12 protein-coding genes are annotated in these 12,467 nt (G+C 72.1%); 10 read left to right on the plus strand and 2 right to left on the minus strand.

The window, feature by feature from the left end:
* The first annotated feature begins 105 nt into the window (after positions 1-105).
* Positions 106-969: a 3-methyl-2-oxobutanoate hydroxymethyltransferase gene (gene panB / locus LO763_RS09815; protein ID WP_230601795.1), complete on the plus strand. Its 864-nt coding sequence runs from the start codon at positions 106-108 to the stop codon at positions 967-969.
* Between the two features lie 75 nt (positions 970-1,044).
* Positions 1,045-1,731, plus strand: coding sequence for an HAD family hydrolase (locus LO763_RS09820; RefSeq protein WP_230601796.1), 687 nt, complete (start codon positions 1,045-1,047; stop codon positions 1,729-1,731).
* A 108-nt stretch (positions 1,732-1,839) separates the two neighbouring features.
* On the opposite strand, the gene LO763_RS29725 is transcribed toward LO763_RS09820, so the two are convergent.
* Positions 1,840-2,541, minus strand: a complete 702-nt coding sequence (locus tag LO763_RS29725; protein WP_230601797.1) for an MOSC domain-containing protein — start codon at positions 2,539-2,541, stop codon at positions 1,840-1,842.
* 173 nt (positions 2,542-2,714) lie between these two features.
* On the opposite strand from LO763_RS29725, the gene glnA reads away from it, so the two are divergent.
* The 5 genes from glnA to LO763_RS09850 all read left to right on the plus strand — a co-directional run bounded on the left by glnA (position 2,715) and on the right by LO763_RS09850 (position 10,176).
* Entirely contained in the window at positions 2,715-4,067 is a 1,353-nt protein-coding gene (gene glnA / locus LO763_RS09830; RefSeq protein ID WP_230601798.1) for a type I glutamate--ammonia ligase, read from the plus strand.
* Positions 4,068-4,084: 17 nt separating this feature from the next.
* Positions 4,085-4,771: a type 1 glutamine amidotransferase gene (locus LO763_RS09835; protein WP_230601799.1), complete on the plus strand. Its 687-nt coding sequence runs from the start codon at positions 4,085-4,087 to the stop codon at positions 4,769-4,771.
* 5 nt (positions 4,772-4,776) lie between these two features.
* Complete coding sequence (locus tag LO763_RS09840; protein ID WP_230601800.1) at positions 4,777-7,401, plus strand: bifunctional [glutamine synthetase] adenylyltransferase/[glutamine synthetase]-adenylyl-L-tyrosine phosphorylase; 2,625 nt, start codon at positions 4,777-4,779, stop codon at positions 7,399-7,401.
* Between the two features lie 52 nt (positions 7,402-7,453).
* A complete protein-coding gene (locus LO763_RS09845; RefSeq protein ID WP_230601801.1) occupies positions 7,454-8,521 on the plus strand; it encodes a magnesium and cobalt transport protein CorA in 1,068 nt (355 codons plus the stop codon).
* 194 nt (positions 8,522-8,715) lie between these two features.
* Entirely contained in the window at positions 8,716-10,176 is a 1,461-nt protein-coding gene (locus tag LO763_RS09850) for a glycosyl hydrolase family 18 protein (protein WP_230601802.1), read from the plus strand.
* A 28-nt stretch (positions 10,177-10,204) separates the two neighbouring features.
* Here LO763_RS09850 and LO763_RS09855 read toward each other — a convergent pair whose 3' ends face one another.
* The gene (locus LO763_RS09855) at positions 10,205-10,552 is read right to left on the minus strand and encodes a DoxX family protein (RefSeq protein WP_230601803.1); all 348 of its coding nucleotides are present in this window, start codon (positions 10,550-10,552) and stop codon (positions 10,205-10,207) included.
* A 96-nt stretch (positions 10,553-10,648) separates the two neighbouring features.
* Here LO763_RS09855 and LO763_RS09860 point away from each other — a divergent pair, with 96 nt between their 5' ends.
* From LO763_RS09860 to LO763_RS09870, 3 genes are read left to right on the plus strand one after another with little or no spacing between them, the layout of a single operon-like run.
* Positions 10,649-11,548: a LysR family transcriptional regulator gene (locus tag LO763_RS09860; RefSeq protein WP_230601804.1), complete on the plus strand. Its 900-nt coding sequence runs from the start codon at positions 10,649-10,651 to the stop codon at positions 11,546-11,548.
* A gap of 41 nt (positions 11,549-11,589) precedes the next feature.
* Entirely contained in the window at positions 11,590-12,063 is a 474-nt protein-coding gene (locus LO763_RS09865; protein WP_230601805.1) for a hypothetical protein, read from the plus strand.
* Entirely contained in the window at positions 12,060-12,419 is a 360-nt protein-coding gene (locus tag LO763_RS09870) for a type II toxin-antitoxin system RelE family toxin (RefSeq protein WP_230601806.1), read from the plus strand. Before LO763_RS09865 ends, LO763_RS09870 begins: the two co-directional genes overlap by 4 nt.
* The last annotated feature ends 48 nt before the right edge of the window (positions 12,420-12,467 follow it).

Raw genomic sequence — 12,467 nt, forward strand, 5'->3', positions numbered from 1 at the left:
GAGCGTTAGTTTGGAATTCGGCGAAGCTTGCGAGCCGAGAGTCTGAACAGCGCAATTGCCCGGGGACCGGCATGCCGGCCACGAGGAGATACTGGAGCCACGACGATGACGCCTTCATCGAACGCCGCCGACCGCACAGACGAGATCCCGAGCCTGTACGGGCCGGGCAAGAACGTCAAGCGAGTCCGCACCCGCCACCTCGTCGAAGCCAAGGCGCGCGGCGAGAAGTGGGCGATGCTCACCTCATACGACATGTACACCGCCGCCCTCTTCGACGAGGCGGGCATCCCCGCCCTCCTCATCGGCGACTCCGCGGCCAACAACGTCTACGGCTACGAGACCACCCTCCAGGTCTCGGCCGACGAACTCGTACCCCTGGTCGCCGCCGTCGCCCGCTCCACCGAGCGGGCGCTCGTCGTCGCCGACCTCCCCTTCGGGTCCTATGAGGCCGGTCCGGCCCAGGCCCTGGAGACCGCCGTCCGGTTCATGAAGGCCGGCGCGCACGCGGTCAAGCTCGAGGGCGGGCGCCGCATGACCGCCCAGATCCGGGCCCTCACCGACGCGGGCATCCCCGTCATGGGCCACATCGGGTTCACCCCGCAGAGCGAGCACGCCGTCGGCGGCTACCGCGTCCAGGGCCGCGACGCCCATGCCGCCGAAGTCGAGGCCGACGCGCACGCCGTCGCCGAGGCCGGGGCCTTCAGCGTGGTCCTGGAGATGGTGACCGCCTCGGTCGCCGCCGAGATCACCAAGCAGCTCGCCATCCCCACCGTCGGCATCGGCGCCGGACCCGACACCGACGCGCAGGTCCTCGTCTGGCAGGACATGGCCGGCCTGCGCCGCGGCCGCCCCCAGCGGTTCGTCAAGCGCTACGCCGACCTCGCCGGGGTCCTCCAGGACGCCGCGAAGGCCTACGCCGACGAGGTCCGCGCCGGGGAGTTCCCCACCGAGGCCCACTCCTTCGAATAGCCGCGTCGAAATCATCGGTGAGCCTGGTCGCCTTCCCCTATGGGGGAGGCGGCCGTTCGCGTAGCGTCTCACTACGTGAACGACGCCATCCTGCTCTTCGACTACGACGGCACGGTGCGGCTCGGCTCCGAGCACGCCGCCCACTACGCGCGCCAGGTCGCAGCCCATCTCGAACCCGAGGACGAGCGCGCGTTCCTGAGCGCCCACGCCGCCTTCGTCGCCGGCAAGCCCACCACCGCCTCCACCTTCGACGCCTACGACGCCGACAACGCCGTGCGCCGCCTCGCGGGCGAGTTCGGCGTCGCCGAGGCCCACCGCCACGACGCCTACATCGAGACCCGCCGGCTCATGGCCGACGGCAAGTTCGAGATCTGGGCCCCCAAGGGCCTGCGCGAGTTCGTCTGGAGCCTGCCCCGCTCGGTCGAGACCGCGCTCGTCACCAACGCCCCCCACGCGACCCTGGAGCCGGCACTGGAGCGCCTCGAACTCGACGGCCTGTTCGACCACGTGATCGGCGACGCCGGCAAGCCCGAAGGGCTCGACGCGATCATCGACGAGCTCCTCGAGGAGCGCCCGCCCTCGGCCCTGCTGAGCATCGGCGACATCCCCCGCAACGACCTCGTGCCCGCCGCCGACCGCGGCTGCGCCACCGCCTACATCGACCATTACGGGCGGCCCTGGCCGCGCGCCACCGCCTCCGGCGCCACGCTCGAGGAGCTCTACCCGTTCATCCACCGGTGGGTGACCGAACAGACCGCTTGAGCCTGCGCAGCGCGGGGGCCCGCTACGTGGACCCAGAGTGTCGCACCCGGCGCCTATGCTGGGGGAGCGCCCTGAGCCGACCGATCCCCGGCTCAGGGCGTCCTGCGCTCAGCCCGCGACCGGGTCGCCCACCGCGATCCGCGCGGCCCCGCCGGTCCGCACGTAGATCCCGAAGAGGTTGCCCAGCTCCTTGACGATGTGCTTGTGCAGGTCCTTGTCGCGCACGTTCGACCCGTCCGGGGTCCAGCTCGGCAGGACGCACCGCTCGCACGCCATGTCCACGGTGAACCCGTGGCCGCCCAACCGGATCGGGGTACCAGGCGCCAGCGCGGCCTCCGCGTAGGGCTCCAGGTCGGCCTCGACGAGCACGTTTGGGCGGAACCGCTCCACCGCGACCTCGCCGCCCCGCTCCTCGCCCAGGCGGCGCACGCTCGCCGCGAACACCACGAGCATCCGGCCGTGGTCCCGGACCGGGCGCACCGCCGCGCCCCGCTCGGCGTCGATGGTCTCGGCCAGGCGCGCGGGCAGCTCCGGGTCGTCCAGGGCCCACGCGGCCCCGCCCGGCTCGTACAGCACCGGGTCGCCCGAGACGGCGTCGGCGCAGCCGCACTGCGCCGGCCAGGCCGCCTCCCACCCCATCAGCCTCGGGTGGCTGCCGCCCCAGATCGCCTTGTCGGTGCCCGGCTCGACCAGTCCGAACACGCGGTCGCCGGCCATCCCGTCGGCGTCGACCACCGCGGAGCGGAGCGCCTCGCCCCGCATGCCCTTCACCGGGTACCGCCACAACTGCTTGATCTCGCCTGTGAACACGCTGCCAATGTACCGGCCTCACGTTTCGGCGGCGATCCGCCGCCGGGCGCGGAATGGCCGCCCCGCGGCCGGCCGCATAGACCCAGCTCACGTTTCGGGGCAGGTTCGCCCTGGTTAACGTCGGGGACACAAACAGGTGAGACAATTGCCGCCCCAGGACAGAGGAGGACACCATGGAACGGCAGAAGGAGTTCGTGCTCCGCACGCTCGAAGAGCGCGACATCCGGTTCGTCCGGCTCTGGTTCACCGACGTTCTCGGCACGCTCAAGTCCGTGAGCGTGGCCCCCGCCGAGCTCGAGTCCGCGTTCGAGGAGGGCATCGGCTTCGACGGCTCCGCCATCGAGGGCTTCGCGCGCGTCTACGAGTCCGACATGGTCGCCATGCCCGACCCGACCACGTTCCAGGTCTTCCCGTTCGAAGGCCGCGGCATCGGCGAGTCCGCCCGCATGTTCTGCGACATCCTCACCCCCGAGGGCGCCCCCTCCTGGGCCGACCCGCGCCACGTCCTGCGCCGGGCCCTCTCCAAGGCCGCCGACCGCGGCTTCACGTTCTACGTGCACCCCGAGATCGAGTTCTTCCTGCTCGCCGACATCGACCCCGAGGGCCGCACCAAGCCGGTCCCCGTCGACGACGGCGGCTACTTCGACCACACCACGCACTCCACGGCCCGCGACTTCCGCCGCCAGGCGATCCTCGCCCTCGAGCGCGTCGGCATCTCCGTCGAGTACTCCCACCACGAGGTCGCCCCCGGCCAGCAGGAGATCGACCTGCGCTACGCCGACGCCCTCACCACGGCCGACAACATCATGACGTTCCGGCACATCGTCAAGGAGGTCGCGCTGACCAACGGCGTCACCGCCTCCTTCATGCCCAAGCCGTACACCGCGCAGCCCGGCTCGGGCATGCACAGCCACCTCTCCCTCTTCGAAGGCGAGGACAACGCCTTCCACGACCCGGGCGACGAGCAGCGCCTCTCCAAGACCGCCAAGGCCTTCATCGCCGGGCTCCTGCGCCACGCGCCCGAGTTCACCGCCATCACCAACCAGTGGGTCAACTCGTACAAGCGCCTGTTCTCCAGCCCGCAGCCCGGCCAGATCTCCGAGGCGCCCTCCTACGTCTCCTGGGGCAAGGCCAACCGCTCCGCGCTCGTGCGCGTCCCGGTGTACGGCAAGCCGAACTCGGCCCGCGTCGAGATCCGCTCGCTCGACTCGGCCACCAACCCGTACCTCGCCTACGCCGTGCTCCTCGGCGCCGGCCTCAAGGGCATCGAGGAGGGGTACGAGCTGGCCCCCGGCACCGAGGACGACGTCTCGGCGCTCACCAACGCCGAGCGGGTCGCCGCCGGCTACCAGCCGCTCCCGTCCAACCTCGTCGAGGCCCTGGACGCCATGGAGTCCTCCGAGCTCGTGCCCGAGGTCCTCGGCGAGCACGTCTTCGACTACTTCCTGAAGAACAAGCGCCAGGAGTGGGAGGACTACCGCACCCAGGTGACCGCCTTCGAACGCAAGAGGTACATCAATCTGTGACCGTTTAGCATGGGGGAGTGACCACCGCACTCGTCATCGAGAACGACCCCGCGCAAGGACTCGGGCGGGCCGCCGCATGGCTCGCCGAGGCCGGCATGGAACTGGACACCGTGCGACCCCACCTCGGTGAGGCCGTGCCCTACTCCGCCGGGGGGCACGAGGCCCTCATCGCCCTCGGCGGCGGCCGCGGCAAGGACTGGAGCGGCGACCTCGCCGGCCTCATGGAGACCGCCGTCGCCGACGCCACCCCGACCCTCGCGGTCTGCTCCTCCTCGCGGCTCCTCGCCACCGCCTTCGGCGGCGCGGTCGAGGACCGCGACGAGCCCTTCGGCCCCCGGATGCTCGCCAAGCGCGACGCCGCCGGACGCGACCTCGTCTTCGGCCCCGCGCCGATGACCATCGACGTGTTCCGCTGGCGCCGCCAGGAACTCGTCGCGCTCCCCGAGGACGCCACGCTCCTGGCCGCCTCCCCCCAAGGGGCCCTTGAGATCTTCCGCGTCCGCGACAGCGCCTGGGGCGTCCAGTCCCACTTCGAGTTCACGCCCGAGCAGCTCGCGGGCTTCGGCGTGTTCGACGAGGCCGTCCTCGCCAAGGCCGCCGAGGTCGACGAGCACATCGTCGCGACCTGGAAGCCGATCCTCCAGCGGTTCGCGCGCGTCGCCGCGGGCGAGCGGAAGGCCCTGCCCGTCATCGACGCCCGGTAGTGCCGATGCCCGACAGCGACGAGCTGAGACGCTTGGACGAGGCCCGGCTCGCCGTCACCGCGGCCAGCAACGCCCTGGGCGACTTCCTGCGCGCCCGCCCCGAGGCCGCGCCCGCGCTCACCGAGGACGAGGACGCCGGGCTCGCCCGCGTCCGCGAGGCCGCCGCGTTCGAGCTCAACACCGCCTGGAAGGCGAACCTGCTGCGCATCGCCGCGGCCGACCTCACCGGCGCGACCGACCTCAAGGACACCTCGGCGGCGCTGTCGCGCCTGGCCGACGCGGTCCTGGCCCGGGGCCTGGAACTGGCCCGCGCCGAGATCGGCCGCGAGGACGGCGGGACCCGCCTGGCCGTGGTCGCCATGGGCAAGACCGGCGCCGAGGAGCTCAACTACGTCTCCGACGTGGACGTCGTGTTCGTCGCCGAGGGCGACCTCGACCTGGCCACCCGCCAGGCCGCCCGCATGATCCAGATCGTCGGCCCCGCGACCTGGCCGGTCGACGCGGGCCTGCGGCCCGAGGGCCGCCACGGCGCCCTCGTGCGCACCGTCGAGTCCTACCAGGCCTACCTCGAGGACTGGGCCCGCACCTGGGAGTTCCAGGCGCTCCTCAAGGCCCGGCCCGCCGCGGGGGACCTGGCGCTCGGGCTCGACTGGCTCGCCGCGGTGCAGCCGTTCATCTGGGGCGCGGCCGACCGGCCCGGCGTGGTCGCCGACATCCGCGACATGCGCCGCAAGGTCGCCGAGTCGGTCCCGGCCGCCGAGCGCCGGTACGAGATCAAGCTCGGCCCCGGCGGCCTGCGGGACATCGAGTTCGCGGTCCAGCTGCTCCAGCTCGTGCACGGCCGCGGCGACGCCGCGCTGCGGGTCCGCTCGACCCTGGAGGCGCTCGACGTCCTGGTCGCGGGCGGGTACCTGGCCCGGCGCGACGGCGAGGACCTCGCCGACACGTACGTCTTCCTGCGCACCGTGGAGCACCGGCTCCAGTTGCAGCGGCTGCTGCGCACCCACCGCGTCCCCGCCGAGGGCGAGGCGCTCCACCACCTCGCGCGGACCCTCGGGTACCGGACCGACGAGGGCTTCCTCGCGGCCTGGCGCGCGCACGCCACGACTGCGCGCCGCCTGCACGAGAAGCTGCTGTACAAGCCGCTGCTGGACGCGGTCACGCGCGTGCCCACGCACGAGCTGCGGCTGACCGAGTCGGCGGCGGCCTCGCGCTTGGCGGTGCTCGGCTTCGCCGACCCCGCGAGCGCCCTGACGCACATGAAGAAGCTCACCGAGGGCGTCTCGCGGACCGCGACGGTGCAGCGGGCGCTCCTGCCGGTCGTCCTCCACGAACTCGCCGACTCGCCCGAGCCCGACCGCGGGCTGCTCGCGTACCGGCAGGTCTCGGACAAGCTCGGCTCGACGCCGTGGTACCTGCGGCTGCTGCGCGACGGCGGGCCCGCCGCGGTGCGGCTGGCCCGGCTGCTGGGCACCTCCCGGTACTTCACGAGCCTGCTCCTGCACGTGCCGCAGTCGCTGCGGTACCTCTCCGACAACGCCGACCTGAGCCCGCGCCCGCGCGAGGAGCTCGCGACCGGGATGCGCCAGGCGGGCGCCCGGCACGCCGAGGCGGCCGCGGCGATCGGCGCGGTGCGCGCGATCCGCCGCCGCGAGCTCATCCGGATCGCCGCCGCCGACCTGCTCGGGCTGCTCGACGACCAGGCCGTGGGGCTGGCGCTGTCGGACCTCACCGACGCGGTGCTGGAGGCGGCGCTGGAGATCGCCGCGCGGGACGTCGCCGGCGCGCCGCCGATCGCGGTGATCGGCATGGGCCGCCTGGGAGGGCGCGAGACCGGGTTCGGCTCGGACGCCGACGTCGTGTTCGTCCACTCCGGTGAGACCGACGAGGAGCGCACGGCGGCGAGGAAGATCGTCGAGGCCGTGCGGACCCTGCTCGGCGCCCCGACCGCCGATCCGCCGCTGGTGGTCGACCTCGACCTGCGGCCCGAGGGCAAGGGCGGGGCGCTCGCCCCGAGCTTCGCGGCGTACCGGCGCTACTACGCGGACCGGGCGCGGCTGTGGGAGCGGCAGGCGCTGCTGCGGGCGCGCCCCGTCGCGGGGGACGCGGCGCTGCGCGAGGCGTGGACGGCGTTCGCCGACGGGGTGCGGTACCGGCCGGGCGGGCTCAGCGAGGCCGAGCGGCTGGAGTTCCGGCGGGTGAAGGCCCGGGTGGACTCCGAGCGGCTGCCGCGGGGCGCGGACCCGAACGGGCACACCAAGCTCGGGCGCGGCGGCCTGGTCGACATCGAGTGGGCGGCGCAGCTGCTCCAGCTCGAGCACGGCGGGGACGCGTCGCTGCGCACGACGCGGACGGTGCCGGCGCTGGAGGCCGCGGCCGCGGCGGGGTACCTGGACCCGGTGGACGCCGCGGCCCTGCGGGAGGCGTGGGAGTTCGTGTCGCGGGTGCGCAACGACATGACGCTGGCGCGGGGGGTGCCGCGCGACGACCTGCCGCGCTCGGGCCCGGAGCTGGCCGCGCTGGCGCAGACCCTGGGGTTCGGGGAGGACACCGAGCGGTTCCTGAACCACTACCGGCGCCTGACGCGGCTGGCGCACGAGGCGGCCCACCGGATCGTCTACGGCGCCTGACGCGGCCGGTCCGTCGCGCTTAGACTCGGTCGTGCGCTGACGGGAGGCCCGGATGATCGACTACATGGTCGTCGGCCCCGCGGGGGTCGAGCACCGCCGGGGCGAGCCGGGCGACCTGCCCGCCGCGGCGGGCCAGGACGCCTTCGTGTGGGCCGCGTTCGACGCGCCCGACGTCCCCGGCGTCGCCGCCGCCCTCGAAGCCCTGGGCCTGCACCGCCTCGGCGCCCACCCCGGCCTCGCCCCCCACCGGCGCCCCAAGGTGGAGCTCACCGGCCGCGGCGTCATGCTCCTGGTCAAGACCGTCTGGTACATCGAGGCCACCCGCCAGGTCGAGACCGGCGACCTCGCCCTCTACACCGACGGGCGCGCCCTCGTGACCGTCAGGCGCGGCGTCGTGGACCCCGCCGAGGCCGTCCGCGGGCGCCTCGACGACGCCGACTTCCGGTCCGGAGGCGTCGCCGGGGTCGTCCAGGCGCTGTTCGACGCCGTGGTCGAGGAGTACGACGGTGCCGTCGAGGACCTCACCGACGACGTCGGCGACCTGGAGCAGGCCGTCTTCTCCGGGCAGCGCGTGGACCGCAACCAGGACATCTACTTCCTCATCCGGGAGACCCTCGAGTTCCAGAACGCGGTGCGGCCGCTGATCCCCTTGGCGCACATGATCAAAGAGCACCGGACCGGCCACAGCGCCCTGGAGGGCGGCCGGATGCGCGAGGTCGCCGGGCGCCTCATCCGGGTCGACGGCGCGATCGAGACCTGCATGAGCCTGCTGACGACGGTGCTCACCGCGCACCAGGGGCAGATCGGGACCTGGCAGAACGACGACATGAAGAAGATCTCGGCGTGGGCCGCGATCGCGGTGGTGCCCACGGCGATCGCGGGGGTATACGGCATGAACTTCGAGTACATGCCCGAGCTCCGTTGGCGGTTCGGCTATCCGGCCGTCATGGTCCTCATGGCGCTCGTCTGCTTTCTGCTCTACCGCGGTTTCAAGCGCAACGGATGGCTGTTATGCATCGACGGCCATGAGTCCCAATGGGATACGGCGGATATGAGCGAGGGCCGGGACCGCGGTGCGGTTCCGGCCCTCCGGCCCTGCCTGCCTTCCCCAACACCATAGCGTTGCCGCGCAAAGCGAAAGTGTCGAGGCCGCGCTTTCGCTCCGTGCGCCCGCGGGGCGCGCTCCCATACCGGTTCATCATGCCGTAATCCAGGAGCATTGAAATTTTTCGATGCGAATGCTTGACTTCCCAGGATGCGGCAGTAAAAATAAAGACACCTATCAGTTAAGTCTCTTTACTTTTGGGAGGAACATTGAGACGACTGAAAACAAGACGGCTGATCGCCACGCTCACCGCGACTTTGGCCGTGGTCGCGAGCGGCGTCGTCTACACCGTCGCCAACCCCTTCAGCGCCTCGGCCCAGACGGTCTGCTCAGACGCCTGGACCGCCTCCGCCGTGTACGTCGGCGGCGACAAGGCCAGCCACGAGGGCGTGGAGTACCGCGCCAAGTGGTGGACCACCAACGAGGAGCCCGGCACCACCGGCGAGTGGGGCGTCTGGGAGTCCCTCGGCGAGTGCGGCGGCGGCGACCCCGACCCCACCAGCGAGGACCCGACCGAGGAGCCCACCGAGGACCCGACCGGCGAGCCCGGCCAGGGCGGCGACATCAACGCGGCCTACTTCACCGAGTGGGGCGTGTACGGGCGCAACTACCACGTCAAGAACATCGTCTCCTCCGGTTCGGCCGAGGACCTCACCCACATCAACTACGCCTTCGGCAACGTCCGCAACGGCCAGTGCACACTGGACGACTCGTACGCGGCCATCGACAAGGCCTACACCGCCGACCAGGCGGTCGACGGCGTCGCCGACACATGGGACCAGCCCCTGCGCGGCAACTTCAACCAGCTCCTGAAGCTCAAGGAGATGTACCCGCACATCCAGATCGTGTGGTCCTTCGGCGGCTGGACCTACTCCGGCGGCTTCGGCCAGGCCGCGCAGAACCCCGCGGCCTTCGCGGAGTCGTGCTACAACCTGCTGCACGACCCCCGCTGGGACGGCCTGTTCGACGGCATCGACATCGACTGGGAGTACCCGAACGCCTGCGGCCTCACCTGCGACACCAGCGGCCCGAACGCCTTCCCGTCGCTCATGAGCGCCCTGCGCGACCGCTTCGGCGACGACGAGCTCGTCACCGCCGCGATCACCGCCGACGGCACCTCCGGCGGCAAGATCGACGCCGGCGGCTACGGCGAGGCGGCCCAGTACGTCGACTACTACCAGGTCATGACCTACGACTACTTCGGCGCCTGGGACACCGACGGACCGACCGCACCGCACTCGCCGCTCAACGGCTTCAACGGCCAGCCCATCGCCGGCTTCGACGCCGAGACCGCCATCGACAAGCTCAAGTCGCTCGGCATCCCGTCCGAGAAGCTCCTGCTCGGCTTCGGCTTCTACGGCCGCGGCTGGACGGGCGTGACCCAGTCGGCCCCCGGCGGCTCCGCCACCGGCGCCGCCCCGGGCACGTACGAGGCGGGCATCGAGGACTACAAGGTCCTCAAGGGCGAATGCCCCGCGACCGGGACCGTCGCCGGCACCGCCTACGCCTACTGCAACGGCGAATGGTGGAGCTACGACACCCCGGCCACGATCGCGACGAAGACGGACTGGCTCGACAGCGAGGGACTGGGAGGCGCGTTCTCCTGGGAGCTCTCGGGCGACACGAGCAACGGTGAGCTCGTGAACGCCATCGCAGCCGGACTCGGCTAGACCGGAGAGGCTGACCCGCCGGCCTCCGCTATGCGGCGATCATGAGCCACAGCGTGGCGACGCTCAGCCCCAGGAACAGCAGCGGTCCGGCGAAGTTGTGGAACACGCGGGCCTTCACGTGGAGGGCCGTCGCGAGCACGAAGAACACCACCAGGCCGACCGCGGCCGCGATCCCCAGGGGCCGCCAGAACAGGCCGACCGCCAGTCCGACGGCGGCCGCGCCCTTGACGAGGCCCAGGAACGGCAGCCACGAGTCGGACAGCCCGACCGCCCGCGAGTTCCGCTTGACCCACTCGGCCCGCATGAAGTTCGCGACCGACTCGATCGCGTTGAGCGCGATGGTGATCGCGGTGACGATGACGAACGCGGCGAACAAGGCTCCTCCGTCCTTCCGGCGGACTCTCCGCCGTGCCCCTCCAGTCTCGGCGCGCCTCCGCGCAACGTCCAATACCAGTATCGATAACCTCTGGTTATGGATGTGGACACGCGGCTCCTGCGCTCGTTCAAGGCCGTCGCCGAGGACGGGAGCCTCACGCGCGCCGCCGAGCGCCTCTTCATCTCCCAGCCCGCGCTCACCAAGCAGATCAGGCAGCTGGAGCGCTGCGTCGGGGCGCGCCTGTTCGACCGCTCCAAGGCGGGCATGGCCCTGACCGGGGCCGGGCGGGCGCTGGCCGGGACCGCCACCGCCGTTATCGAGGCCTGGGACGCCGCCGAGCGCGCCGTCAGGGCGGCCGAGGCCGAGGCCTCCAAGGTGCTCCGCATCGGCTTCCTCGCCAGCGCCGCCAACGAGAAGACCCAGGCGATCCTCGCCGCCTTCCGCGAACGCCGCCCCGACTGGAGGGTCGAGCTGCGCCAGGCGGGCTGGGGCGATCCGACCGCGGCCCTCGCCTCCGGGGAGGTCGAGGCCGCGTTCATGCGCCTGCCCTTCCCGGACCAGGACGACTACCGGCTGCTGCCCCTGCTGACCGAGCCGCGCTGCGTCGCGATGGCGGCGGGCCACCGGCTCGCGGCCCGCGAGTCGCTGCGCTTCGAGGACCTGCTCGACGAGCCGTTCGTGGCGGCCCCCGCACCCACGGGCGCCTTCCGGGACCACTGGGTCGGGGCGGCGGCCCGGGAGGGCCGGGAGGTGCGGATCGGCGCGGTGACCGAGCACCCCGACGACTGGTTGAGCGCCATAGCGAACGGCGACGGCATCGCCCTCGCGCCCCAGAGCGCGGCCCGCTACTACGCGCGGCCCGACGTGGTCTACCGCGAGGTCTCCGGGGTCGCCCCCAGCACCGTGGCCCTGGCCTGGCCGAAGCCCCCGCCCCGGGACGGCGCCCTGGCCGACTTCATCGCCGCCGCGGTCGAGTGCGCCGACGATTCGGCGTGAAGCGACTGGTCATTGCACAACCTCCACGGTAGTGTGGAAGTATGTCAGCCCTTTTCGAGGAGATGCCGTTCTCGGAGTTCCTCCACCAACCGGCGGCCACCGCGGCCCGCCTCGAGGAAGTGCGGTCCATCAGGCTGCGCCGACGCGGGGCGGACGACCTCGCACTGGTCCGGGCGGACCAGACCGACCGGGACGCGACGGTCATCGACTTCACCGCCCGGCTCCTCGCCGGGCTCGCGAAGGCCGGAGAGGCCGAGGCGATCCGACGGGTGCTCGCAGAGGCGCTGCCCTGGTCGACGTTCCTACCGGAGACCGACCGTGATCAGCTGCTGTCCGAACTGATCGAGGTCGCGCAAGGGGCGGCTTCGCTGCGCAACCTCGGCCCCGTCTCCGTGCTGCTCGAGCAGTGGCGGCATTCCGCCGAGATCTACGCCGATCCTGACACGCACCGGCAGGTGACGGCCGAGCCCGGCGGCGACCTCGGGCGCGTCCACCTGCCGGGGGCGACGGCTTGAGTCCGAAACGAGGAGACAGGATCGCGCCGCCTCCGACCGAGAGCGAGTACGACCTCCGCTTCGCCGACGCCGCCGCCGTCAAAGGCTGGGCCGAACTGGAGCGGCAGGCGAGCGCCAATCTGCGTCGGGCCTGGGAGGAACTCCGCGCCGATCCTCGTTCCAGGGCCAATCCGGCAAGACAGCACCGGCTCAAAGGCGAACTCGGACAGGGAATCTGGAAGGGCGCCGCCTGCGAACGATGGCAGTACGAGGTCACCGGCGCCGGACGGCTCTGGTACCTCATCGACGACGACAGCCGGACGGTCTGGCTCGTCCACGCCGGAACCGGTCACCCGAAGCTCACAGACTTACGATGAGGTCGCGGCCCGCCGACATCGCTCCGGTCGGTCTCACCGCCGCCGCGA

The sequence above is a fragment of the Glycomyces amatae genome (assembly GCF_020991375.1).
GTDB classification, from domain to species: domain Bacteria; phylum Actinomycetota; class Actinomycetes; order Mycobacteriales; family Micromonosporaceae; genus Glycomyces; species Glycomyces amatae.

Coding starts and splice junctions, on each gene's coding strand:
- panB (WP_230601795.1), top strand. CDS start 106: ATGACGCCTTCATCGAACGCCGCCGACCGCACAGACGAGATCCCGAGC.
- glnA (WP_230601798.1), top strand. CDS start 2,715: ATGGAACGGCAGAAGGAGTTCGTGCTCCGCACGCTCGAAGAGCGCGAC.
- LO763_RS09840 (WP_230601800.1), top strand. CDS start 4,777: ATGCCCGACAGCGACGAGCTGAGACGCTTGGACGAGGCCCGGCTCGCC.
- LO763_RS09845 (WP_230601801.1), top strand. CDS start 7,454: ATGATCGACTACATGGTCGTCGGCCCCGCGGGGGTCGAGCACCGCCGG.
- LO763_RS09860 (WP_230601804.1), top strand. CDS start 10,649: ATGGATGTGGACACGCGGCTCCTGCGCTCGTTCAAGGCCGTCGCCGAG.
- LO763_RS09865 (WP_230601805.1), top strand. CDS start 11,590: ATGTCAGCCCTTTTCGAGGAGATGCCGTTCTCGGAGTTCCTCCACCAA.